This is a genomic window from Streptomyces sp. WM6372, assembly GCF_001279655.1.
Taxonomy (GTDB): domain Bacteria; phylum Actinomycetota; class Actinomycetes; order Streptomycetales; family Streptomycetaceae; genus Streptomyces.
This window is the reverse complement of record NZ_LGDB01000196.1, coordinates 1-23831: the sequence shown is the minus strand read 5'-3', so window position 1 is coordinate 23831 and position 23831 is coordinate 1. Positions and strand designations below refer to the sequence as shown.

Sequence of the window (23831 nt, the reverse complement as noted above, 5' to 3'; positions counted from 1 at the left end):
CGGCGCGTCCCACGTGTGGACTATTCGTCCTCGTCGTCCTCGTCGTCCAGGCGGGCGAGCCAGGTGGCCAGGCGTTCCACCGGGACCTCGAAGTCCGGGTTGAGGTCGACGAAGGTGCGCAGCTGCTCGGCGAGCCACTCGAAGGTGACCTCCTCCTCGCCGCGCCGCTTCTCCAGCTCCTCGATGCCGCGATCGGTGAAGTACAAGTCGGGCTCCGTGCCGTGATGAAGGTGTGCAGGGGACGTTTCCCGCCAGGATAATCCGCATACCCGGCGAGACCTCCCCTCTTGCGGGCCCCGGCGCTAGCCTGGACGGCCTCCACACCTGAGGGGGCAGGGGATGCCGGACGGGCGCACGGGCGGCACCGCGCGCGCCTTCGAGCTCCTCGAACCCCTCGTCCAGGCGGCCACCGTGCGCGTCCACGCGGCCCCGGACGGGTATGCACCCCATGGGACCGGTCCCACCTGGGGGAGTGGCTTCTTCATCGCCCCGGGCTGGGTCCTGACGTGCGCGCACGTCGTCGGTGAAGGGGGTGCAGCGGTGCGTCTCGTGGGGCGTGAGCTCGGCATCACCTTCTCCTCCGGCGCCGATGGCGCCACCGGCACCGTCACCGGCCGCGTCGAGTGCGTCCTGCCCGAGCGGCTGGAGGAGCGCCGCCCCGCCCGCCGCGCCCTGTGGGACCTGCCCGACCTGGCGCTGGTCCGGGTCCTCGCGCCGATCACGCACGCCTGCGTACGGCTCACCGACCGCGGCAGACCGCGCCTCGACGAGGTCGCCTACTTCGGCTGCACCGAGGACCTCGGCGCCCCCGAGATCACCGGCCGCACCACCCGGCTGCGCGGCACCGCCGCCGGCGGCGCCGCCCTGCGCCTCGGCGACGACGACGAGATCGAGCCCGGCATGTCCGGCGGCCCGGTCGTGGACCTGGCCCGCGGCGAGGTCGTCGGCGTGGTCAAGGCCCGCCGGAACAGCGGCGGCGGCGGACTCGCCGTCTCCGTCGTGCAGTTACGGACCCTGCCGCTGGCCGCCACCGGCCAGGTCGGGCTCTACCGCCGCGTCATGCAGGCCCACGACCTGTACCACTACGACCAGCACCTGAGCGACCGGGGCAGCCGCCGCACCTGGACCGACGTCCACGACGAGCTCCCGGTCCGCGAGGACCCGTACGAGGGCCGCAGACGGCTCACCGCCGCCGAACGCACCACCCTGTGCGGGCTGCTGGCCGAACTGCCCCCGCCGCCCTCCTCGGAGGCCGTCCGCGCCCTGGTCGAGGCGGCCCGCGGCGAGGAGCCGGACCCCGGCCTGCCGGCCCCGCTCAGCTGGCGGGACGGCCTCGGCATGCTGCACGACCCGCCGGGCGGCGCCGGCGAGGCCGCCGCGATGCTCCGGTACGCGACCGACGTCAGCGTCGCCGACCACCGCGAGCCGCCCGCCCCCGGCGCCGACGAAGAGCTGTGGGACTGGGTACGGGCCACCGCCGAGCGGCTGTGGCGCCCCCTGCGGCGGGAGTTGGGCGAGCGGCACGAACAGGGCCTCGCGCAGCGCGACCGGCGCCGCCGCGCCCGGGCCGACCGCCATCCGTACGGGCACACCCGGCCGACCGGCGCCCTGCCCCAGGGGCCCTCCGTCCTGCTGGAGGCCTGGGCGCACGGCTGGGAGGACGTCTACGACTGGCGCGTCTCGGTGCTCTACGGGCCCGCCCACCCCGGCCGGGTGACCCCGGTGGACTCGGGCGTACGGGCCACCCGGGCCGGTCTCGCCGAAGCGCTGCGGGTCCCGCTCGCCGAGGCCTTCCGGCGCTGCGACACCCACGACGCGGCGGCCCTCCTCGAAGTCGCCGTGGCGCCCGAGCTGTTCGGCCTGCCCGTGGACACCTGGACGGTCGCCGGCCGCACCCCGATCGGCGTCCAGCGGCCGGTGGTGTTCCGCTATCCGGCCGGGACCGGCGGGATCCCGAACGACGACGAGGCCGACCACCGCCGGGCCGACCGCTGGACCCGCGTCCAGGCCGGCCCGCTGGCCGACGAGCGGGCCGACTGCGACCGCGGCCGCCCCAGGACCCCGGCGCCGGAATGGCTCGACGCACTGCCGGACAACACCGTGCCCGTGCACTGCCGGGCCGCCGACGCGGAGCCCACCCGCGGCTCCCTGTACGGGGTCCGGGACGCCGGATACGGAGTGGCCGTCACCCGGCGGCCCCCGGACGACCCGGCGGCCGACTGCGCGCCGTTCCACCGCGGGCTGCGCGAGGAGCTGACGGAGGCGGCGCGGGGAGCGCCGCTGCCGGTCCGGCTCCAGGCACTGCGGGCACGCGCGCACGGGGCCGACCCCGACGCGTACTGGGCGGACGGGATGGCCCTCGTATGGGAGGACCCGGCCCGGGCGCTGCCCGAAGACGAGCCGCTGCAGGGCGACCTGTGACGGGCGGGAGGGGGAGGGGAGCAGGCGTGAACGAGGAATGGCTCATCTACCGGGGGGTCGGCGAACCCCACGACGGGATCGAGGCCCTGCCCGATCCGCCGCCGTGGCGGGATTTCGACGGCGGCCCCGTCGGCGAGCCCGGGGGACCGGCGGACACCGCCGACGGCAACGTCGCCCGGCGCCTCGGCGCGCACCGGCAGGCCGCGGAGCTTCACCGGCCCGAGCCCGAGGAGCTGGAGGCCATCAACGCGGCCCTGTACCTGCGCCGGCCGCTGCTGGTGACCGGCTACCCCGGCACCGGGAAGTCCACCCTCGCGCACGCCGTCGCCCACGAGCTGAAACTCGGCCGGGTGCTGCGCTGGCCGGTGGTCTCGCGGACCGTGCTCCAGGAGGGCCTGTACCGCTACGACGCCATCGCCCGGCTCCAGGACGTACAGATCGCCGCGAGCGGCGGCTCAACGGGCGCGGGCCCCGGCACGCCCCCCGGCCCCGGCACGCCGCCGGGCATCGGGAGGTACATCCGCCTCGGTCCCCTCGGCACGGCCCTGCTGCCCACCGAACGCCCCCGTGTCCTGCTCATCGACGAGCTCGACAAGAGCGACATCGACCTGCCCAACGACCTCCTGAACGTCCTGGAGGAGGGCGAGTTCGCCCTCCCCGAGCTCGAACGCGTCGCCGACACCGAGCCCGAGGTGACGGTGCTCACCGACGACGGGGCGAAGGTCACCGTCCGGGGCGGCCGCGTGCGCTGCCGGGCCTTCCCCTTCATCATCCTGACCAGCAACGGCGAACGGGACTTCCCGGCCGCCCTGCTGCGCCGCTGCATCCAGCTCAAGCTCGGGCAGCCCGGCGAGAAACGCCTCGCCACGATGGTCCGCGCGCACCTCGGCGAGGAGGCCGCCCAGCTCGGGGCCGACCTGATCCGGGAGTTCCTCAGCCGCTCCCAGTCCGAACTCGTCGCCGCCGACCAGCTGCTGAACGCCATCTACCTCACCCACTACGCCGCCCCGCCCACCCGGGAGGACCTCGCCGACCTGCTCATCCAGCGCCTCGACCGCCCGAGGTGAGCGCCCGTGTCCACGGACCGGCCACCCCTGCCCGCTTCCTCCGGACCCGTCTCCTCCGGGCCCGCCCCCTCCGCGACGGCCGGCCCGGCACCCGTCCCCGCCGCCCTGCGCGACCTCGCCGGGCTGCTGCGCGCCGCCGGGCTCGACCCCACCGCCGAGGAGCTCGCCGACGCCCTGTGGCTGGCCGGGCGGATCGCACCGACCGGCTCCGCCGCCCCCGGCCGGGACCGCACCGCCCCGCCCCGGCGGCCGCGCAAAGCGGGCGAGGCACCCCCGGCCGAGGAGGAGCCCGTACGGCCCGAGCCCGAGCCGGAGGACCCCGTGCGGCTCTACGCCTCCCGGGTGCTGGGGGCCGTCGCGGAGGAGGCCGCCGAGTTCCCCGCCGGCGCCGGAGTGCCCGTACGCGTGCCCGGCGCGGCCGCGCTGCCCCGGATCCTGGAAATCCAGCGGGCCCTGCGCGCCCTCCAGCGGCACCGCCCGCCCGGCCCGCCCACCCGACTGGTGCTCGACGAGCCGGCCACCGCCGAGGCCAGCGCCCGCGCCCTCGGGCTGGTCATCCCCGTACTGCGGCCGGAGAGCCGGCGCGAGGCGACCGTACGGCTCGTCATGGACGCCTCGCCGTCGATGGCCGTGTGGCACGACATGTTCGAGGAGCTGCGGTCCGTGTGCGAGCGGCTCGGCGCCTTCCGCGACGTACAGGTGCACTACCTGCACCGGCTCGGCGACGGCCGGGCCGCCGTCGGGCGCGGACCCGGCCCCGGCGCCCGGCTGCGCTCCGGGGACCAGCTGCGCGACCCCACCGGGCGGGCGCTGACCATGGTCGTCTCCGACTGCGCCGGCCCGCTCTGGCGCGAGGGCGAGGCCCAGCGGCTGCTGCACCGCTGGGCCGAGTGCACCCCCTGCGTCGTCGTCCAGCCGCTGCCGCAGCGGCTGTGGAGCCGCAGCTGGCTGCCGACCGAGCGCGGCGTCCTCACCCGCGCCGAGGGCGGCTCCGGGAAGCTGCGGTTCCGCCCGGACCGGCCGGTCCGGGGCGGGCGGCACACCGGCGGGCTCATGGTTCCCGTCCTGCCGCCCAGCGCCATCGCGCTCGGCTCCTGGGCCCGACTCGTCGCCGGACTCGGCACCGGGCCCGTCCCCGCCGAGGTGGGCCGCGTGCTCGCCGACCACCCCGCCGCACCCCTCCCGCCGCCGCGCGCGGTCCGCCCGCCGCGCGAGCTGGTGCGCCGCTTCCGCGCCTCCGCCTCGCCGCGCGCCGTACAGCTCGCCGTGTACCTGTCGGCGGCCCCGCTGACCCTGCCCGTGATGGCCCTCGTGCAGCGGACGATGCTGCCCGACTCGGAGCCCTCGGACCTGGCGGAGGTACTGCTCAGCGGGTTGCTGCGGCGCGGTCAGGCCGCAGGGCAGTGGTACGAGTTCGTGCCCGGGGTCCAGGACGTCCTGCTCGGGCCGCTCGGCCGGGACGAGGCCGCGCTGGTGCTCAAGCACTGCTCCGAGTACGTGCTCGCGCACTTCGGGCGGGGCGTACGGAACTTCCCCGCCCTGGCCGTCTCCCAGCTCACCGGCGCCCCGCCGGTCGAGGAGGGCGGCGAGGAGCGGGTCCCCGCCGGGCGGCTCCCGCAGGCCTTCGCCGAGGTCTCGGCCCGCGTCGTACGGCGCTACCTGCCCGGGCCGCCCGCCGGGGAACCGGGCGTCCCCGAGCCCGTCGTACCCCCGCCCGGGCGGGCCTGGGCGGTGCGCACCGCCCGCGACCGGCTCGCCGCGCAGGACCGTCAGGGGGGCGACGGCGGCCCGCGCGGGCTGTACGAGGCCGTCGCCGTACTGCGCCGGGCCGTCGCCGTCCCCGCCGGACCCGGGGACGTGCCCGGCGAGGCGGAGTGCGAGCTGGCCGCCGTCCTGCTGCGGCTGTGGGCCGGGCAGCGCGACCCCGAACTGCTCGCCGAGGCCGAGCGGGCGGTGGCCGGACTCGGCACCCCGCCGGCCCGGGCCGTGCTCGGCCGGATCCTGTTCGAGCGGGCGCTGGCGGCCGAGCCGGACCCCGAGCTGCTGGCCGCGGCGGAACGGGAGTTCGCGGCCGTCGGCGGCGACCCCGACCCGGAGCTGGACCCGCGGCTGCGCCTGGACTGCGTGGTCCGCAGGGCGCAGACCCTGGTCCGCCTCGGCGAGCTCCGCGAGGACACGGGCGCGCTGCGCGAGGCGCGCTCCGCGCTGGAGGCGGTGACCGGAGCCCCCGCCTCCGACCCGGCGGTGCGGCCCGCCCTCGGCCGGGTCCTGCTCGCCCTGCTGCCCCGCACCCCCGACCCGGCGGAGCGCACGGCGCTGGCCGGTCAGGCCGCCGAGCACCTGGCGGCCGGGCTGGCCGCCGAGCCCTCGGGAACGGCGGACGCCCGCGTACGGGTGGAGCTGGCCACCGCCCTGCGGTACCTGCCGGCGCGGCTGGAGGAGGCGGCCGGGCAGCTCGGCCTGGCCCTGACCGAAGCCACCGGCGACCCCGAGCTGCGGCTGGCCGCCCTGGTGTGCCTGGCGCGGGTGCACCGGGCCCGGTACGCGCGGGACGCGCAGCCGGTGGCCCTTGAGGACGCGGCCGAGGCGTACGGCCGGGCCCGCCGGCTGATCCCGCGCGACGCCGAGGCGTACGGGGAGCTGCTGCCCGAGTGGGGCGACGTACTGCTGGACCGGGCGCGGGCCGCCGACGGGCGGCGGTTCACCTCGGCGGCCGTACGGGTGCTGCGCGACAGCCGGGCCGCGGTCCCGCAGTCCGACGCCCGCTCCGCGCAGCGGCTGGTGCGGCTCGCGGAGGGGCTGCGGCTGCGGCACGCGTACGAGGGGGACGTGGTGGACCTGCGGGAGGCGGAGTACCTGCTGGAACTGGCCGTCCGGCAGAGCCGCAGCCCGCTGGAGCAGGCCCGCGCCTGGCGCGAGCACGGAGACGTCCAGCAGGAGATCCACGCGCACACCCGGGCGCCGGACCGGCTCGACCGGGCGGCCGACTCCTACCGGCGGGCCTGGCGCTCCGCGCTGGCCGCGGACCGCGAGGATCGCCGGGACGTGGCGGTGGAGCTGGGGGCGCGCGTACAGGAGCTGCGCGGCGAGGTGCTCGAACGGCTGGCCCGGCCCCGGGCGGCGCTGGACGCGTACCGCTCGGCGCTGGAGCTGTGGACCCGGCTGGGGGATCCGGCCGCCGACCGGCGGGAGGCCCTGGGATCCCGGGTCCGCACCCTGGAGGCGGGGCTGTGACCCCCGTAAGTGGGTAGTGGACCATCGACACGCGACTCAACAGGGGGACGGGCAGCCCATGGTGACTCGGCAGCACGAAGTGGACACGGCGGGCTCCGCCTGCCCGGGGCAGTTACCGGACCTCTCCGGGTTCGATCTGGCCGCCCTGCGCGGGATCGACCACCCCGTGCTGGCCCGGGTCATCGAAGGCATGGTGGAGCGGGTCACCCACCCCGCGGAGATCCTCAACGCCTTCGACTCGGGGGTGGCCTGACCGCGGACCCCTCACGCACCGCAGTCCCAAGGCCACGCAGAGCAGCCACAGTTGTCCCGTTTCCGCCGTTAGCCGGTGCCGTCCGCCGGGCAGGGATGCACCGTTCGCGGCTCGGGAGGTACAGGTGATGAGGCAGAACGACACGAGCGACGCCGTGCTGCCCTCGACACCCTCGACGCCATCGACGCCCTCCCGGCGGAACCACCTCGTCCACGCGCCGTGGCCGTACGCCCGGCTCGACGTTCCCGCGCTCCGCGCCGCGGGCCACCGGCCGCATCCGGTACGGCAGTTCGTGCTCAAGACCCGAAGCCGCTGCAACCTCGCCTGCACCTACTGCTACGTGTACGAGATGGCCGACCAGGGCTGGCGCGGCCAGCCCGCCGCCATGTCCCCGGCCACCGCCGCCCGCGCCGCCGCCCGCATCGCCGAGCACGCCGCCGCCCACGACCTGGCCCGCGTCGACCTCGTCCTGCACGGCGGCGAACCCCTGCTCACCGCCCCCGCCGAACTGGCCGCCCCGGTCGACGCCGTACGGGCCGCCCTCGCCCGGACCTCGCCGGGGACCCGGGTCACCGCCACCGTCCAGACCAACGGCACCCTGCTCACCCGGGGCCGGCTCGGCGCGCTCGCCGCCGCCGGGATCCGCGTCGGCGTCAGCCTCGACGGCGGGCTGCCCGCGCACAACGCCCGCCGCGTGGACCGCACCGGACGCCCGGGGTTCGCCGCCGCTGCCCGCGGCCTGCGCCTGCTCGCCCGTCACCCGGAGAGCTACGCCGGGGTGCTCTGCGTCGTCGACCTCGCCCAGGACCCGGTGGAGACGTACGAATCCCTGCTCGCCTTCGCCCCGCCGGTCATCGGGCTGCTGCTCCCGCTGGCCAACTGGAACACCCCGCCGCCCGGCCACCACCCGCCCCGCACCCCGTACGCCGACTGGCTCGTCGCCGTCTTCGAACGCTGGTGGCACGACGCGGTGCTGCGGACCCGGATCCGGATCTTCGAGGAGATCATCGCCCTGCTGCTCGGACTGCCCGCCGCCACCGAGACCCTCGGCCTCGCCCCCGCCGCCACCGCCGTGATCGAGACCGACGGCGGCATCGAGCAGGCCGACTCGCTCAAATCCGCCTACGAGGGCGCGGCCGCCACCGGGATGACCGTGGAGAGCCACGGCTTCGACGCGTTCCTCGACCACCCCGGACTCGCCGCCCGCCAGCTCGGCCGGGAGGCGCTCGCCGACGGCTGCCGCGCCTGCGCACTCGTCGAGGTCTGCGGCGGCGGCCACTACCCGCACCGCTACCGCGCCGGCGAGGGCTTCCGGCAGCCCTCCGTGTACTGCGCCGACCTCCAGGTCCTCATCCGTCACATCGCGACGGCTCTGCACACGGCCGCCGCGCGGGGCGCCGGACCGGGCGCCGCCGGCCCGCTCGGCCCGGGCGCCCCCGGCCCGCTCGGCCCGTTATCCGCCGGCCAGGACCCCCGGCGGGCGGCCGCCTCATGAGCACGCCCCTGACCGGGTTCACCGTCACCTCCGCCGTCCTGGGCGCCCTCGCGTCCACCGAGCCCTCCGCCGACGTCACCCGCCTGGTCCGCGACATCCGCCGCTCCAAGCGGCTCGTCCTGCTGCGCGGAGTCCTCGACGCCGCCCCCGGCGGCCGGGCGGGAGAGGCCGCCGACCACTGGGCCCTGCTGGAGGAAGCCGAACGGCACGACCCCGAAGCCGTCCGCGACGTACTGCACTACCCGGCCACCGGGGTGTGGGCCGAGGAGACCCTGCGCCGGCTGCACGCCCCGTACGGGCCCCCGGCCGACCTCGGCCACCTCGGAGCCCTCGCCGTCGCCGCGGCCCTGCGCTCCGGGATCGCCTTCAAGGCCACCCTGCGGCCCGTGCACGGCCGGCTCGTCCTGCCCACCCTCGGACTGCTGCGCCCCGCCCGGCCCGGCCCGCTCGCCCTCACCGAAGGCTGCTGGGACCCCGACGACCCGGCCGCCCTCGGCCTGCACTCCCTGCCCGGCGGCCGCACCGCCCTCGACGACCTCGACCCGTACCGGGCCCCGGGGCCCGCCCACCCGGCGCCCGTCCGCCCCGCCCGCCGGCTCACCCCCAAGGGCCACAAGCGCTGGGACACCCAGTGGTCCGGGGCGCTCACCCTGCTCGACCGGTACGACACCGCCCGCGCCGAGGAGATCGGCCTGCTGCTGCGCTCCGTCGTCCCACTGGGCGGCGGTTCCCGCTCCAGCGGCGCCACCCTGCCCGCGGCCCCCGGGTCCGTCCTCGCCCGTACGCAGGCCCCGCCCGCGCTGGCCGCCACCCTCGTCCACGAGGTCCAGCACGGCAAACTGACCGCCCTCGCCGACATCCTGACCCTGCACACCGCCGACCGCACGCCCCGCCACTGGGCCCCCTGGCGCGGCGACCCCCGCCCGTTGGAGGGACTCCTGCACGGCGCGTACGCCCACCTGGCCCTGGCCGGGTACTGGCAGCGCGCCGCCCTCTACGGCGCGCGCGGCGCCTGGGCCCAGCACGCCCGGATCCGCGCCCAGGTCGCCGCCGTGCTCCCCGCACTCCACCGGCATCCACAACTCACCCCCGCCGGACGGGAGTTCACCGCGGCCATGGCCGTCGCGGAACGGGCCATGGACGACCTGCCGCCGCCCGGCGACCAGCACGCCGTCGCCCGCCGCGCCGTCGACCGGGAGCGCCGCGCCTGGTGCGCGCTCCACCCCGAACTCGCCCCGTTCGCAGAGGGCTGACGGACCGTCCGCTGCGGTACCTTTCAAGCCCGTCCACCGCCCGGATGCCAGGGAGACGGCCGCATGACCACCGGACTTCGCCAGGACCGAGAACGCGACGGAGCCGCGCAGCCGCAGCGTTTCGTCATCAGCTTCGCCGGGTTCAACCGGCCCTGGGCCGTGTGGATCGCCCACCGCCTGGAGGAGCACGGCCACCGCGTCGCCCTCGCCCGCTGGGACCCGCAGTCCACCCCCGGCCTGGCCCCCGCCCTGGACGACCTGGCCCGCAGCGGCAGCCGGGTCCTGCTCATCCTCAGCGAACGCTACTTCTCCGCCGCCGCCCACACCGACGAGGAGTGGAACACGGCCCTGCGCACCGTCGCCGACGCCCACCCCGACCGGTTCGCGGCCGTCTGCCTCACCGACGCGCCGCTGCCCAGCGCCGTCGCCGTACTGGAGAAGACCGACCTGTGGGGTCTGGACGCGTACGAGGCGGAGTACCGGGTGCTGCGCCGGCTCGAACTTCCCACCGACCGGATCGGCGCCGAGACCGGCCGCCGCGGCCCCCGCTTCCCCAACGACCCGCCCGAGATCTGGGGCCGGGTCCCGCGCCGCAACCCGCGCTTCACCGGCCGCAACGACGTCATCGGCCGGCTGCGCGCCGCCCTCGCCGAGGCCCCGCCCGGCGCCTCGACCGTCACCCTGCTCGGGCTGTCCGGGGTGGGCAAGACACAGGTCGCCACCGAGTACGCGTACCGCTTCGCCTCCGAGTACGACGTGGTGTGGTGGGTCCCCGCCGAGGACCGGCCCACGCTGCGCGAGCGGCTCGCCGACCTGGCCCCGGCGATGGGCCTGCCGCGCGGCGCCGGCAGCTACGGCGAGCAGATCCGGGCCGTCCTGGAGGCGCTGCGGCGCGGCTCCCCGTACAGCCGCTGGCTGGTGGTCTTCGACGGCTGCGACAACCCCGACGACCTCACCGACCTGCTGCCCTCGGGCGCGGGCGACGTCATCATCACCTCCCGCAACCGCGAATGGGCCTCCCGGCACACCAGCCTCCTCGAAGTCCCGCTGTACGCGCGGCCCGAGTCGATCACCTTCATCCGCCGCCGGGCCCGCCGCCTCACCGGCGAGGAGGCCGACCAGCTCGCCGAGGCCCTGGAGGACTACCCCCTCGCCCTCGACCAGACCGCCGGCTGGCTCGCCGACTCCCCGCTGACGGTGGGCGACTACCTGGCCCTGCTCCAGCGCAGACTGGACTCCCGGGAAGCCGTCACCGTCTCCGACGACTACCCGCTGCCCTTCCCCACCGCCCTCGCGATACTGCTGAACAACGTCCGCGAGAACTTCCCCGACGCGCTCGCCCTGCTGCGCCTCTTCGTGTTCTTCGCGCCCGGGCCGGTGCCGCTGCGGCTGCTGCGGGAGTTCCCCGCCGACGACGTGCCCGAGCAGCTCGCCGGGCTGATCAACGACCAGATCCGGTGGAACGCCGCCCTCAACAAGCTCGTCCAGTTCTCGGTCGTCCGCCTCGAATACTCCGACCTGTCGGTGGAGGAGGGCGGCGGCCTGGAGACCGTGCAGCTGCACCGCATGGTGCACGGGATCGTCCGCGAGAACCTCTCCGAGGAGGAGGCCGAACCGCTCTCGCGCGCCGTCCGGCAGGTCCTCGCCGCCGCCGACCCGGGCCGCCCCTCCGACTCCCGGCTGTGGCCCCGGTACGCCGAGCTGATCCCGCACCTGGAGAGCGCCGGCGTCCTGACCAGCAGCAACCCGCGGATCCAGACCTTCCTGCTGCACTGCCTCCGCTACCTGATCCTCGCCGGCGAGTACCGCACCTGCCTGCGGCTCGCCGAGCAGACCGACGCCGTGTGGCGCGCGATGCTCGGCGACGACCACGACCAGGTCCGCGAGCTCAGCTACCACTACGGCGGCGCCCTGCGCATGCTCGGCCACTTCAAGCGCGCCGAGACCCTCGCCAAATCGGTCGCCGACCGGCTGCTGGCCGAGCGCGGCGACCGGGACCTGGAAACCCTGCGCGCCACCAGCACGTACGCCGGGGTGCTGCTCAGCACGGCCAAGTTCGGCCAGGCCCGCGAACTGCTGGAGCACGCCTTCGCGCGCTACCGCGAGCTGCTCGGCGAGGACGACTCCACCACCCTCAACGCCGAGAACAACGTAGCCGTCGCACTCCGCCTGCTCGGCCGCTACCAGGAGGCGTACGACACCGACCTCGACACCCTGCGCCGGCGCGAGCGGGTGCTGCGCGTACGCCACATCGCCACCCTCTCCTCCGGCATCGGCTGCGCCATGGGACTACGCCTGATGGGCCGCTACCGCGAAGCCCTCGCCCGCCAGGAACAAGGGCTCAAGCTCAACACCCAGGTCCTCGGCCTCAACCACCCCCAGACCCTGCGCGCCGAGCACAACCTCGGCATGTGCCTGCGCCGCTCCGGGGACATCCCCGGCGCCGGGGCCCGGCTGCGCAGCGTCCTGGAACGCTCCACGCGGGTCTTCGGCGCGGAGTTCCCCTGGACCCTGATGGTCGCCTCGGACTACGCGACGTACCTGCGGGAGTACGGGGACATCGGCGAGGCCCGCCGGATCTCGGAGGAGGTCGTCCGCGGCTACCAGACGCAGCTGGGCCTGGCCCACCCGTACAGCATCGGCACGGTGGGCAACCTCGGCCTCGTCCTGCGCGCCCAGGGCGAACGGGTCGAGGCCCTCAACCTGGCGGAACAGGCCCTGGTCGGCATGCGCGGCGCGGTCGGGGACCGCCACCCGTGGACCCTGGGCTGCGCCCTGAACGCCACGGGCCACCGCAACATCACGGGGCACTTCGAGGACGCGGTGTCCCTCAGCCGTGAAACGCTGCGCGGCTGCGAGCAGGTCCTGGGCCCGGACCACCCGATGACCCTGAGCGCCCAGATCGCCCTGGCCGCCGACCTCCGCTCGGTCCGCGAGGACACGGAGGCCCAGAAACACGAGGACGCGGGCCTGAAGGCCCTGACCCGCACGCTGGGCCCCCAACACGTCCACACGGTCTCGGCCCGCCAACAGAACCGCCCGTACTGGGACTTCGAACCGCAGCCGTAGCCCGGCGGCGGACGCGGTACGCCCGCGTCGCGTCCGCCGCCCGGTCTCGTGGCGCCACTGGCCACGAGACCGGGCGCCGGCGGGACTCTCAGCGGTCGTGCGGTGCGACGACGGCGCTGGAGTCCTCCGGACCGCTCGGCCGTAATATGAGGCGGAGACGAATTTCGGAACTCCCGGCGACGGTCACTTGAGCATGATGCTGGCGCCGAAAATGTTGCCGACCTCCGCGCATTCCTTGACGTTGGCCCGGCTGAAATAGGGGGTGCTGGCGGTGCCGGACAGTCCCTTCGCCGTCGCAGTGCAGTACCAGTTGCCGGCCCCCTTGTACTCCACCTTGTAAACCTCGCTCTTTCCTGCCGCTATGTTTCCCGAGCACTTCGTCGCGACGTCCGTGTGGACGCAGATGTTCGCGATGGTCGCCGAGAAGTTGCTGAGGCGGAAGGCCGCGACCGGTGCCGCCTGGCTCGCAGGTGCGGTCACGAGCATTCCCGCGCCGACGGCCGCCACCATCCCGGCGACCGTTGCCAGCCGGGTGCTCCGCTTGACGGTTCGAGACATGTTTCCTCCAGTTGTAGTAATTCTCTGCTGCGATATGTGAATGGAACCGGATTTTGGCGCGGCTTGCGCCGACCGGTCGCACTCGGGGATGTACGAACACGCTAGAGGCGGCAGGGGAGTTGTGGGCGTCCCAAGCGGGGACGTCAGAAATCGGTAAGATCATCGGCCGCCCCGGGCGCATCGCCCCACGCTGCAAGCCGCGTTGGTGATCTTGAGCAGCTCCCACTTGGCCGCAGATGCTCTCGGGGGACGGAGCGCACCGCGGCCCTCAGCCCTTGGGCCGGAAGGGGGATTCTGTCGTCTGCCGGTACCGTTCAGGTGTCGAGTCTGAACGGGAGCCAGCATGCACTCTCTACCGAACGACCACACCGGTGCGCGCATGAAGCGCCTGCGCCTTGAACGCCACCTCACCCAGCAGGCCGTATCGGATCTGTCCCAGGTCCCGTACAGCACCTACACGAAGACCGAACAGGGCGTCATCCCGGCCAGCCCGCACCTGATCGCCGCGGTGGCTCGCGCCCTTCGGGTGTCCGTCGACGCGATCACCGGACAGCCGTACGCCACCGAACTCCGCGCTGACGAGCTGGACGTCCTGATCAGGCCGATCCGCCAAGCCCTCGACGTGTACGACCTCGGTGCCGATCCGGACATCGCCACGCGAGCGCACCAACTCCTCACCGACGACGCCGAGACCCTCCTCGTCGCGGTCCGGGCCGGGGAGATCAAGCAGACCGCCGGCCGGCTCCCCGCCCTCATCCAAGAGGCCACCACCGCCGCCCATGCGGCGCCGGGCCGGAACCGATGGCTGCTGCTGGCCAGCCTGTACCGCACCGCCTACGACGTCGCCACCAAGCTCGGCTACTACGACCTCGCCGCTCTTGCTCTGGCCCGCATGGACTGGGCGGCCGAGCGTGGCTCCGACGCGGTGTTCGGAGGTATGTACCGGTACATGCGCGCGCTCACCTACCTCAGGGACGGCGAGTACCGCACCGGGGAGCGCCTGGTGGACCTCGGACTGCGCACCCTGGCGCAGGCGGACCCGTCCCGGGAACGGGAGGTCGTCACAGGGCAGCTGCACCTCGGCGCAGCGGTGATGGCCGGCCGGTCGAAGGACGGCGGCCGCGCTGAGGGGCACCTCGCCGAAGCGGAGCGGATCGCAGTGGGCACGGGCGAAGCCGTCAGTACGCACTGGCTGGCGTTCGGCCCGACGAACGTTGCCGTGCACCGGGTCAGCGTGCTCGCCGAGCTCGACGAGTACGGGCAGGCCGCACAGGCGGGCCAGAGCGTGACGATCCCCGCCGACTGGCCGAAGTCCCGTCGGTCGCACCACTACGCGGAGCTGGCCCGGGCGCAGATGTGGACGGGGGATCTCGACGGCTCGTTCCAGAACCTGTTGAAGGCGAGAAAGTCTGCGCCGCAGCAGGCCCGATACCACCAGACGGTCCGCGAGACCTACGCAGGTCTGGAAGCGGCCCGTCGCCAACTCCCTGACTCCTTCCTGTCGTACGGGTCCTGGCTGGGCCTATAGCGCTGCGCGATCCATTGGCCCCGACTATCAATATGTCGTGATAGTCGGGGCCCTGTCGTGCTCTCACACTCGTCTCATCACCCGCAGACGAGGCAGGAGTGAGACCCCGTGATGCATGAAGCAGTACCCCGCCCCTTCGAGGACGTCCCTCACGCGCTGCTCCACAAGCGGGTGCGGGACATCGCGTCCGGCGTCGAGGGGGAGCTCATGGCGGTGGTCCGGGAGGACGTCTCCGACACCCCCGCCCGTGAGCGCTGGGTGAGGCTGGCCTACGTCCGTGGCCCGTCAGGCCGGGAGATCTCCACGTCCGTGGCCAACATCGAGGCCGTGTAGTGGAGGCCGCCGACCTGTTCCCGCGGCTGCCGATTCCCCCGGAGACCTGTACCGAGTGCGCCGCACGCGTCTCTGAGCGTTTCCAGGCCCAAGTCGACCGTGACCGTTCGCGCGTCAGCGACATGAACGTGCTGATCATGAGGCACCACCCCGAGCTCCGGGCCCGTCGGACGGGAGCCGCCCTGCCGCCGGTCGGTTGACCGGGCCGGTCCCCTACAGTCGAGTGACTACGTTCCGCGTGTAGGGAGTTGCGATGAGCGAAGGTCCTGACGAGGCCCGTCCGCAGGAGTGGGTCGACCCTCGGTTCCGGGGGGTGGCGGCAACCTTCGCCACCTTCAGGGTGGAGCGCCTGCCCGGGAAGCGTCCCCGCCGAGTGTGCCCTCACGGCTCCGGGGTGACCGTCATGGTGGACCCCGAAACGGGCGTCTCCCGGAACGTCGCGTGTGCGACATGCTCCACGCATGAGACCTGATCACCGCCAGATCACCTCGGCCGCGTAGGGATCCGTGGCGGCCCATGTCCAGCCGCAGACGGCCGCCGGACGCCGTCGGCGAGGAGCGCGTAGCGATCAGACGCGATCGGTGGCTGCCGATGGGCTGTTGGTCGCCGTTTCGTGCAGGTAGAGCCGCCCCCGACCCTGCCCGGCCGGGGTGGTGGGCCTTGACGGGCCGGCCCGCACCGGAAGGACTATGGGACTGACGGGAAACCCCCGAACCTTCTCTGATGCCGAGGGATTGGGTACCGGACCCCGAAGCTCCAGCTCGCCGGTGTGTGTGGTGAAGGCCCCGAGCATGCGAAGCCCCCCACGACAGCCGGAAGGCCCGGCCCCCTTCAGGGGCCGGGCCTTCCGTCGTTCGAGCAAGCGCAGCGACTACGCCTCGAAGACCTCGTTCAGCAGGAGCTGCTGCTCCGCCTGGTGGCGCTTCGCCGAGCCCACCGCGGGCGAGGAGCCGTGCGGGCGCGAGATGCGCCGCAGGCGCTCGCCCGCCGGGACGTCCGCGCCGACCGCCAGGTCGAGGTGGTCGATCAGGTTCAGCGCGATGAACGGCCACGCACCCTGGTTCGCCGGCTCCTCCTGCGCCCAGATGTACTTCGCCGCGTTCGGGAACTTGGCGATCTCCGCCTGGAGCTCCGCGCCCGGCAGCGGGTACAGCCGCTCGATGCGGATGATCGCGGTGTCCGTGATGCCGCGCTTCTCCCGCTCGGCCTCCAGGTCGTAGTAGACCTTGCCCGCGCAGAAGACGACCTTGCGGACGGCGTTCGGGTCCACGGTCGCGTCGCCGATGACCGGGCGGAACGAGCCGTTCGTGAACTCCTCCGCCTTCGACGCCGCAGCCTTCAGACGCAGCATCGACTTCGGGGTGAAGACGATCAGCGGCTTGTGGTGCGGGTTGTGGACCTGCCAGCGCAGCAGGTGGAAGTAGTTCGACGGCAGGGTCGGCATCGCGACCGTCATGTTGTCCTGCGCGCACATCTGGAGGAAGCGCTCCGGGCGGGCGGACGAGTGGTCCGGGCCCTGGCCCTCGTAGCCGTGCGGCAGCAGCAGCGTGACACCGCTGGTCTGGCCCCACTTCTGCTCCGCGGAGGAGATGAACTCGTCGACGACGGTCTGCGCGCCGTTGACGAAGTCACCGAACTGGGCCTCCCAGAGGACCAGCGCGTCCGGGCGGGCCAGCGAGTAGCCGTACTCGAAGCCCATGGCCGCGTACTCGGAGAGCAGCGAGTCGTAGACGTTGAAGCGGGCCTGCTCGTCCGACAGGTACTGCAGCGGGGTGTAGTCCTCGCCCGTCTCCCGGTCGATCAGCACCGCGTGGCGCTGGCCGAACGTACCGCGGCGGGAGTCCTGGCCGGACAGCCGGACCGGGGTGCCCTCCATCAGCAGGGAGCCGAACGCCAGGGTCTCGCCCATGCCCCAGTCGATGGTGCCCTCGTCGATCATCGCCGCGCGGCGCTGCAGCTGCGGCAGCAGGCGCGGGTGGACGGTGACGTGCTCCGGGATGTTGACCTGGGACTCGGCGATCCGCTTGACGACCTCCTGGGAGACGGCCGTGTTCACCGTGACCGGGAACTCCTGCGCGGTCTGCGCCGGCGACACCGGGGCCCCGGCGGGCTGCGTGGCGGCCTCGCGGACCTCCGCGAAGACCTTCTCCAGCTGGCCCTGGAAGTCCTGGAGCGCCTGCTCCGCCTCTTCCAGCGTGATGTCGCCGCGACCGATGAGGGACTCGGTGTACAGCTTGCGCACCGAGCGCTTCTTGTCGATCAGGTCGTACATCAGCGGCTGCGTGAACGCCGGGTTGTCCGACTCGTTGTGACCGCGGCGGCGGTAGCAGATGAGGTCGATGACGACGTCCTTGTTGAACGCCTGGCGGAACTCGAAGGCGAGCCGCGCGATGCGGACCACGGCCTCCGGGTCGTCACCGTTCACGTGGAAGATCGGCGCCTCGATCATGCGGGCCACGTCGGTCGCGTACATCGAGGAACGCGAGGACTCCGGGGCGGCGGTGAAGCCGACCTGGTTGTTGATGACGACGTGGACGGTGCCGCCGGTGCGGTAGCCGCGCAGCTGCGACATGTTCAGGGTCTCGGCGACGACACCCTGGCCGGCGAAGGCCGCGTCACCGTGCAGGGCGACGGGCAGGACGGTGAAGTCCGTGCCGCCCTTGTTGATGACGTCCTGCTTGGCGCGGGCGACACCCTCCAGGACCGGGTCCACGGCCTCCAGGTGCGAGGGGTTGGCGACGAGCGAGACCTTGATCTGCTCCCCGTCCAGGCCCGTGAAGGTGCCGTTGGCGCCGAGGTGGTACTTGACGTCGCCGGAGCCGTGCATGGACTTCGGGTCGAGGTTGCCCTCGAACTCGCGGAAGATCTGCGCGTACGACTTGCCGACGATGTTCGCGAGCACGTTCAGGCGGCCGCGGTGGGCCATGCCGATGACGACCTCGTCGAGGCGGGCCTCGGCGGCCGAGTCGAGGACGGCGTCGAGCAGCGGGATGACGGACTCGCCGCCCTCCAGCGAGAAGCGCTTCTGGCCGACGTACTTCGTCTGCAGGAAGGTCTCGAAGGCCTCCGCCGCGTTCAGGCGGCGCAGGATGCGCAGCTGCTCCTCGCGCTCCGGCTTGGTGTGCGGGCGCTCGATGCGGTCCTGGATCCAGCGGCGCTGCTTCGGGTCCTGGATGTGCATGAACTCGACGCCGGTGGTGCGGCAGTACGAGTCGCGCAGTACGCCGAGGATGTCGCGGAGCTTCATCATCGACTTGCCGGAGAAGCCGCCGACCGCGAACTCGCGCTCCAGGTCCCACAGGGTGAGGCCGTGCTCGGTGATGTCGAGGTCGGGGTGCTTGCGCTGCTTGTACTCCAGCGGGTCGGTGTCGGCCATGACGTGGCCGCGGACCCGGTAGGAGTGGATCAGCTCGAAGACGCGGGCGGCCTTCGTGACGTCGTCGTCGTGCGAGGCGTCGATGTCCCGGAGCCAGCGGACCGGCTCGTACGGGATGCGCAGGGCCTCGAACACGTCGTCGTAGAAGCCGCTCTCGCCGAGCAGCATGTTCGCGACGATGCGCAGGAACTCGCCGGAGGCCGCGCCCTGGATGACCCGGTGGTCGTAGGTCGAGGTCAGGGTCATGACCTTGGAGATGCCCAGCTTGTTCAGGGTGTCCTGGGAGGTGCCCTGGAACTCGGCGGGGTAGTCCATGGAGCCGACGCCCATGATGACCGACTGTCCGGGCATCAGGCGGGGCACGGAGTGGACGGTGCCCAGGCCGCCGGGGTTGGTCAGCGAGACGGTGACGCCGGTGAAGTCGTCCATCGTCAGCTTGCCGACGCGGGCGCGGCGGACGATGTCCTCGTACGCCTGCCAGAACTCGAAGAAGTTGAGGGTCTCGGCCTTCTTGATGCCGGCGACGACGAGCTGGCGGTCGCCGTTCGGCTTCACCAGGTCGATCGCGAGGCCGAAGTTGACGTGCTCCGGCTTGACCAGGGTGGGCTTGCCGTCCTTCTCCGCGAAGGAGTAGTTCATCGACGGCATGGCCTTGATGGCCTGCACCATCGCGTAGCCGATCAGGTGCGTGAAGGAGATCTTCCCGCCCCGGGCGCGCTTCAGGTGGTTGTTGATGACGATGCGGTTGTCGAACAGCAGCTTCACCGGGACGGCGCGGACGGACGTGGCCGTCGGGACGTCGAGGGAGGCGTTCATGTTCTTGGCCACGGCGGCTGCCGGGCCGCGGAGCGTCACCAGCTCGGGGCCCGCGGGGGCCTCGGCGGCGGGCGCGGCCTTCTGGGCGGCGGCGGGGGCGGCGACGGGCGCGGCGGCCGGAGCCGGGGCCTGAGGGGCGGCGGCGGCCGGTGCGGCGGCCTGGGCCTGGGAGGTGACAGTCACAGCAGGGGCACCAGAGGGGGTGGCAGGAGCAGGGGCAGGAGCTGACACAGGCGTGCGCGCGGCGGCAGGAGAGGGCGCGGCGGCGCTCGCCGCCCCCGTGGCGGCGGCGTCGGAGACCTGCGGGGCGACAGCGGCGGCGGCCTGTGCGGAGGCGCCGTCCGTCGTCGGGGACTTCTTGGGCTCGTCCGGCTTCACCGGAGACGCAGCGCCCCCCGGCTTGTAGTCGGCGAAGAAGTCCCACCAGGCCCGGTCGACCGAATTCGGGTCCTGGAGGTACTGCTGATAGATCTCGTCGACGAGCCACTCGTTGGCACCGAAGCCTGAGGCAGGGGTCTTCCCGCCCTCTGCTGCTTCGGTCGTGGTGCTCGGGTTACTGGGGGACTGTGGCGACACGGCGGCAACCGCCCTCTTCCGCTTCACAAGGTATGGACAGCGGGAATAAAGGCTACGCCTCCCTGGCCGGTGGATGCAGACCGGGCGGGAGATACGTCATGTAGGTCACACCGAACGGCGGGTTTCGCCGCTCTGAATGGCGGGAAACCAGCCTGGTTCGGGTAGGGGGCACCGTGGTTGCGGCCCCCATGGCTTCGCACCCCTGACGGACCCCGGGCACGTGTGGCCGAGATCATGTCCTACGCACTCGAACCCTACGTCAATGTGGCGCCGGGGAGCTGCCCGGAAGCGTGACGAGGATGCGGCAGCCGCGTGACGATTCGGCCACCCCGATATGCCCTCCGTGCAGGCCGACGGCCCAGCGGGCGATCGCGAGCCCCAGTCCGGTGCCCCCGTCCCCGCCGTTCGCGCTGCCCCGGTTGAACCGCTCGAAGACCCGGTGCCGCTCGGCCTCCGGGATGCCCGGGCCCTCGTCCCGTACCTCCAGCGCCAGGCTGCCGGGTGCGTCGCCCTCCCGGGCCCGGACCGTGACCCGGCCGTGCGGCGGGCTGTGCTTGACCGCGTTGTCGATCAGGTTCGCCACCACCTGGTGCAGGCGCTCGGCGTCGGCGTACGCGGTGAGCTCGGGCGGGAACACGTCCAGGTGCAGGTGCACGTCGTTGCGGGTGTGCCCGCCCGAGCCGGAGGTCAGGCCCGGCCGGCCGGCCGCCGCGAGGCCCGATTCCTTCAGGACGCCCGACAGGTACGGCCACACCTCGAAGCGGCGGGCCTTCAGCGGCACCACCCCGTTGTCCACCCTGGACAGGTCCAGCAGGGTCTCCACGAGCCGGCCCAGGCGCTCCGTCTGCTTCAGCATCGTGCGCATGGTCTCCGGATCGGCGGCCGAGACCCCGTCCACCACGTTCTCCAGCACCGCCCGCAGCGCCGCGATCGGCGTGCGCAGCTCGTGCGAGACGTTGGCGACCAGCTCCTTGCGGTGCCGGTCCACCGCCTCCAGATCGTCCGCCATCAGGTTGATCGTGGAGGCCAGGTCGCCCAGCTCGTCGCGGCGCCCGGCCCCGCGCACCCGGCGCGTGTAGTCCCCGTCGGATATCGCCCGGGCCACCTTGGTCATCTCGTCCAGCGGTGCGGTCAGGCCGTGCGCCACGAACTGCGTGATCAGCATCGAGGCGATCACCGAGAACACCGTGATGAACCGGAACTCGGTGCTCGTGCGCACCGCCACCATCAGCAGGCCCGTCGTGATGAAGACCGAGACCACGACGAGCGTGCCCAGCTTGGTCTTGATCGAGAACGGGGAGAACGGCCGCAGCCCCCCGGTGCGAGCACCGGCTCCACCGGAGCGGCCGGCGCCGCGCCCTCGATCGCGCCCGACGCTCATGCCTGGGCCGGGGTCTCCAGGGCGTACCCGACGCCGTGGACCGTACGGATCCGCTCCGCCCCGATCTTGCGGCGCAGGGCCTTGATGTGGCTGTCGACCGTACGGGTGCCGGACGCGTCGGCCCAGTCCCACACCTCGGCGAGCAACTGCTCCCGCGAGAGCACCGCCCGCGGGGTCCCGGCCAGGCAGACCAGCAGGTCGAACTCGGTCGGCGTCAGGTGCACGTCCTCGGCCTGGACCCGGACCCGGCGCTGCGCGTGGTCGATCTCCAGATCGCCCAGGCGCAGGGTGGCCCCGCGCGGGGCGGTGGCGGCCAGGGTGGCCCGCTCCACGCGCCGCAGCAGGACGTGGACCCGCGCCGCGAGCTCGCGCATGGAGAACGGCTTCGTCATGTAGTCGTCCGCGCCGACCCCGAGTCCGACCAGCATGTCGGTCTCGTCGTCCCGCGCGGTGAGCATCAGCACCGGTACCGGCCGCTGCGCCTGGACCCGGCGGCAGACCTCCAGGCCGTCGAAGCCGGGCAGCATGACGTCGAGGACCAGCAGCTCGGGCTGCCAGCTCTCCGCCGCCGCCACGGCCGCCGGGCCGTCGAACGCGGCCTGCACCTGGAAACCCTCGGCGCGCAGCCGCGCCGCGATGGCGTCGGCGATCGTACGGTCGTCCTCGACCACGAGCACGCGCCGCTGAGCGCCGGGGGTGGCCGCGGCACCGCCGTGGGTGGTGTGTGTCTGTTCCATGTCCCGCCCCTGAAGATCCGCGTGGTAGGGGTGCAGCGTAGAGGAGGCACCGGCCTGCGGCTATGCGGGGTTCGGACAGGGAAACGTGCGGAACCAGTGGTTCCGATTATGGCGGGAATGCGGATATGGGCGGTGATGCCGGGTGGCCGTCCCCCCACGGAACGGCCACCCGGCGCGCGGTGATCTTCAGCCACCGCGCGCATGTGGTGACCTTTTTGTCGACCCCCTACAGGGACAGGCCGTGCCCGTACGGGAACACAGGGTCGACGGTGTCGTTCGGCACGTCCGGCCGCGAGGCCTCCACCGCCGCCATCGACCGCGGCAGCTCGAAGGGCAGCCGCCCCTCGGGCACGGCCCGCCCGAAGGCCACGTCCAGCAGCGCGGAGTCCTCGGCGCCGTAGTCCGCGATCAGCGCCGCCGCCCGCTCGGCGATCTCCGGGATCACCGCCGCCCGCTCCAGGTTGATGCAGACCAGGGTCGGTACGGAGGCCAGCAGCGCCAGGATCCGGGACAGCTCGGGCTCCGGATGGGCCAGCGAGCCCGAGTGGAAGAACGACTCGAAGACGTTCTCCCGCGGCTCGTACGGGGTGCGCAGCCGCAGCACGGCCAGGTCCGCCGCCCCCGGGTCGGACACGACCTCCCCGTACCCGGCCGCGACGGCCTCGTCCACGCCCTCCACGTACAGCTTCGGGGTCCCGGAGAGCGGCAGCAGGGCGCCGGGGTTGGTCAGCACCGTGAGCGAACGGCGCTGGGCCGCCGCCCCCGCCGCCGCGAAATCGGCCCGGCCGACCGTCGCCGCCGCCACGTCCGGGTCCACGTACGGGTTCTCGAACAGGCCCAGTACGAACTTCTCGCGCAGCAGCCGCGCCACCGACGCGTCGATCCGCGACTGCGCGATCCGGCCCGAGCGGACCAGCTCCACGATGACCTCGGGGCACTGCTCCCCGCCGAACTGGTCGCAGCCGGCCTCCAGCGCGCGCGCCGCCCGCTCGGCGACCGTCAGGTGCTCCACGCCCCAGGCCCGCGCCGGGTGGACCTCGCCGAAGATCGACGCGTCGTTGAGCAGCCCCCAGTCGGTGCAGACGATTCCCTCGAAGCCCAGCTCCTCCCGGAGCAGGCCCGTGACCACGCCCTTGTTGAAGCCGAAGCCGACCTCCTCCCAGTCCGTGCCGATCGGCTGGCCGTAGTACGGCATCATCTGCGCGCAGCCGGCGGCGATCGCCGCCCTGAACGGCTCCAGGTGGTGCTCGCGCATCCCGCCCGGGTAGACCTGCTCCTTGCCGTGCGCGAAGTGGGGGTCCTCGCCGTCCTTCTGCGGGCCGCCGCCGGGGAAGTGCTTGACCATCGCCGAGACGGACTCGGGGCCGAGCTCGGGGCCCTGGAGCCCGCGTACGTACGCCTGGACCAGCTCGCCCGTCCTGCGCGCGTCGGAGCCGAACGTGCCGGTCTGGCGGGCCCAGCGGGGCTCGGTGGCCAGGTCGATCTGCGGGTGCAGGGCGACGCGGAAGCCGACGGCGAGGTACTCGCGGCGGACGGTGTCCGCGAAGCGGAAGACCAGCTCCGGGTCGCCGATCGCGGCCAGGCCCAGCGCCTCCGGCCACGCGGAGAAGGCGCCGGCGTTGAAGGAGGCGCCGACGTTGTCGGTGAAGGCGTGCCGGGGGTCGGTCGAGAGGGTGACCGGGATGCCGAGCCGGGTCGCCGCGGCCATCTCCTGCACCGCGTTCTGCCACTGCG

15 protein-coding genes are annotated in these 23831 nt (G+C 73.5%); 9 read left to right on the top strand and 6 right to left on the bottom strand.

Features of this window, described 5'->3' with window-relative positions:
* Nucleotides 1-20 precede the first annotated feature (20 nt).
* Nucleotides 21-206, bottom strand: a complete 186-nt coding sequence (locus ADK52_RS23265; protein WP_010061466.1) for a DUF6104 family protein — start codon at nt 204-206, stop codon at nt 21-23.
* A gap of 133 nt (nt 207-339) precedes the next feature.
* On the opposite strand from ADK52_RS23265, the gene ADK52_RS23260 reads away from it, so the two are divergent.
* The 7 genes from ADK52_RS23260 to fxsT all read left to right on the top strand — a co-directional run bounded on the left by ADK52_RS23260 (nt 340) and on the right by fxsT (nt 12792).
* The gene (locus ADK52_RS23260) at nt 340-2421 is read left to right on the top strand and encodes a trypsin-like peptidase domain-containing protein (RefSeq protein ID WP_053691783.1); all 2082 of its coding nucleotides are present in this window, start codon (nt 340-342) and stop codon (nt 2419-2421) included.
* A gap of 26 nt (nt 2422-2447) precedes the next feature.
* Nucleotides 2448-3488 carry an AAA family ATPase gene (locus ADK52_RS23255; RefSeq protein WP_053691782.1) on the top strand — a complete coding sequence of 347 codons (1041 nt, stop codon included), beginning with the start codon at nt 2448-2450 and terminating at the stop codon, nt 3486-3488.
* A gap of 6 nt (nt 3489-3494) precedes the next feature.
* Nucleotides 3495-6722, top strand: coding sequence for an SAV_2336 N-terminal domain-related protein (locus ADK52_RS44575; RefSeq protein ID WP_053691781.1), 3228 nt, complete (start codon nt 3495-3497; stop codon nt 6720-6722).
* Between the two features lie 58 nt (nt 6723-6780).
* Nucleotides 6781-6975, top strand: coding sequence for an FxSxx-COOH cyclophane-containing RiPP peptide (fxsA, locus tag ADK52_RS39325; protein ID WP_078988544.1), 195 nt, complete (start codon nt 6781-6783; stop codon nt 6973-6975).
* 127 nt (nt 6976-7102) lie between these two features.
* Complete coding sequence (locus tag ADK52_RS23245) at nt 7103-8470, top strand: FxsB family cyclophane-forming radical SAM/SPASM peptide maturase (RefSeq protein ID WP_078988543.1); 1368 nt, start codon at nt 7103-7105, stop codon at nt 8468-8470.
* Complete coding sequence (locus ADK52_RS23240; RefSeq protein ID WP_078988542.1) at nt 8467-9723, top strand: HEXXH motif domain-containing protein; 1257 nt, start codon at nt 8467-8469, stop codon at nt 9721-9723. Before ADK52_RS23245 ends, ADK52_RS23240 begins: the two co-directional genes overlap by 4 nt.
* A gap of 63 nt (nt 9724-9786) precedes the next feature.
* Nucleotides 9787-12792, top strand: a complete 3006-nt coding sequence (gene fxsT / locus ADK52_RS23235) for an FxSxx-COOH system tetratricopeptide repeat protein (RefSeq protein ID WP_053691780.1) — start codon at nt 9787-9789, stop codon at nt 12790-12792.
* A 183-nt stretch (nt 12793-12975) separates the two neighbouring features.
* On the opposite strand, the gene ADK52_RS23230 is transcribed toward fxsT, so the two are convergent.
* Complete coding sequence (locus ADK52_RS23230) at nt 12976-13350, bottom strand: hypothetical protein (protein ID WP_147420004.1); 375 nt, start codon at nt 13348-13350, stop codon at nt 12976-12978.
* 343 nt (nt 13351-13693) lie between these two features.
* Between ADK52_RS23230 and ADK52_RS23225 the strand changes: the two genes are divergently transcribed.
* On the top strand, nt 13694-14878 hold the full coding sequence (locus ADK52_RS23225) for a helix-turn-helix domain-containing protein (protein WP_053691778.1): 1185 nt from the start codon (nt 13694-13696) through the stop codon (nt 14876-14878).
* 111 nt (nt 14879-14989) lie between these two features.
* Nucleotides 14990-15211, top strand: coding sequence for a hypothetical protein (locus tag ADK52_RS23220; RefSeq protein ID WP_053691777.1), 222 nt, complete (start codon nt 14990-14992; stop codon nt 15209-15211).
* 871 nt (nt 15212-16082) lie between these two features.
* Here ADK52_RS23220 and ADK52_RS23210 read toward each other — a convergent pair.
* The 4 genes from ADK52_RS23210 to ADK52_RS23195 all read right to left on the bottom strand — a co-directional run.
* Nucleotides 16083-19979: a multifunctional oxoglutarate decarboxylase/oxoglutarate dehydrogenase thiamine pyrophosphate-binding subunit/dihydrolipoyllysine-residue succinyltransferase subunit gene (locus tag ADK52_RS23210; RefSeq protein ID WP_053691775.1), complete on the bottom strand. Its 3897-nt coding sequence runs from the start codon at nt 19977-19979 to the stop codon at nt 16083-16085.
* Nucleotides 19980-20238: 259 nt separating this feature from the next.
* Nucleotides 20239-21360: a HAMP domain-containing sensor histidine kinase gene (locus ADK52_RS23205; RefSeq protein WP_053691774.1), complete on the bottom strand. Its 1122-nt coding sequence runs from the start codon at nt 21358-21360 to the stop codon at nt 20239-20241.
* Nucleotides 21357-22097 (bottom strand): response regulator transcription factor, encoded by a 741-nt coding sequence (locus tag ADK52_RS23200; protein ID WP_030153642.1) that lies wholly within the window; start codon nt 22095-22097, stop codon nt 21357-21359. Before ADK52_RS23200 ends, ADK52_RS23205 begins: the two co-directional genes overlap by 4 nt.
* A 226-nt stretch (nt 22098-22323) precedes the next feature.
* On the bottom strand, nt 22324-23831 hold a 1508-nt coding region (locus ADK52_RS23195; RefSeq protein ID WP_053691773.1), incomplete at its 5' end, for a glycoside hydrolase family 3 protein.

What these genes read in the sequence shown, in the direction of transcription:
- ADK52_RS23260 (WP_053691783.1), top strand. Translation starts at nt 340, where the DNA reads ATGCCGGACGGGCGCACGGGCGGCACCGCGCGCGCCTTCGAGCTCCTC.
- fxsA (WP_078988544.1), top strand. Translation starts at nt 6,781, where the DNA reads ATGGTGACTCGGCAGCACGAAGTGGACACGGCGGGCTCCGCCTGCCCG.
- ADK52_RS23245 (WP_078988543.1), top strand. Translation starts at nt 7,103, where the DNA reads ATGAGGCAGAACGACACGAGCGACGCCGTGCTGCCCTCGACACCCTCG.
- ADK52_RS23240 (WP_078988542.1), top strand. Translation starts at nt 8,467, where the DNA reads ATGAGCACGCCCCTGACCGGGTTCACCGTCACCTCCGCCGTCCTGGGC.
- fxsT (WP_053691780.1), top strand. Translation starts at nt 9,787, where the DNA reads ATGACCACCGGACTTCGCCAGGACCGAGAACGCGACGGAGCCGCGCAG.
- ADK52_RS23230 (WP_147420004.1), bottom strand. Translation starts at nt 13,350, where the DNA reads ATGTCTCGAACCGTCAAGCGGAGCACCCGGCTGGCAACGGTCGCCGGG.
- ADK52_RS23225 (WP_053691778.1), top strand. Translation starts at nt 13,694, where the DNA reads ATGCACTCTCTACCGAACGACCACACCGGTGCGCGCATGAAGCGCCTG.
- ADK52_RS23220 (WP_053691777.1), top strand. Translation starts at nt 14,990, where the DNA reads ATGCATGAAGCAGTACCCCGCCCCTTCGAGGACGTCCCTCACGCGCTG.
- ADK52_RS23205 (WP_053691774.1), bottom strand. Translation starts at nt 21,360, where the DNA reads ATGAGCGTCGGGCGCGATCGAGGGCGCGGCGCCGGCCGCTCCGGTGGA.
- ADK52_RS23200 (WP_030153642.1), bottom strand. Translation starts at nt 22,097, where the DNA reads ATGGAACAGACACACACCACCCACGGCGGTGCCGCGGCCACCCCCGGC.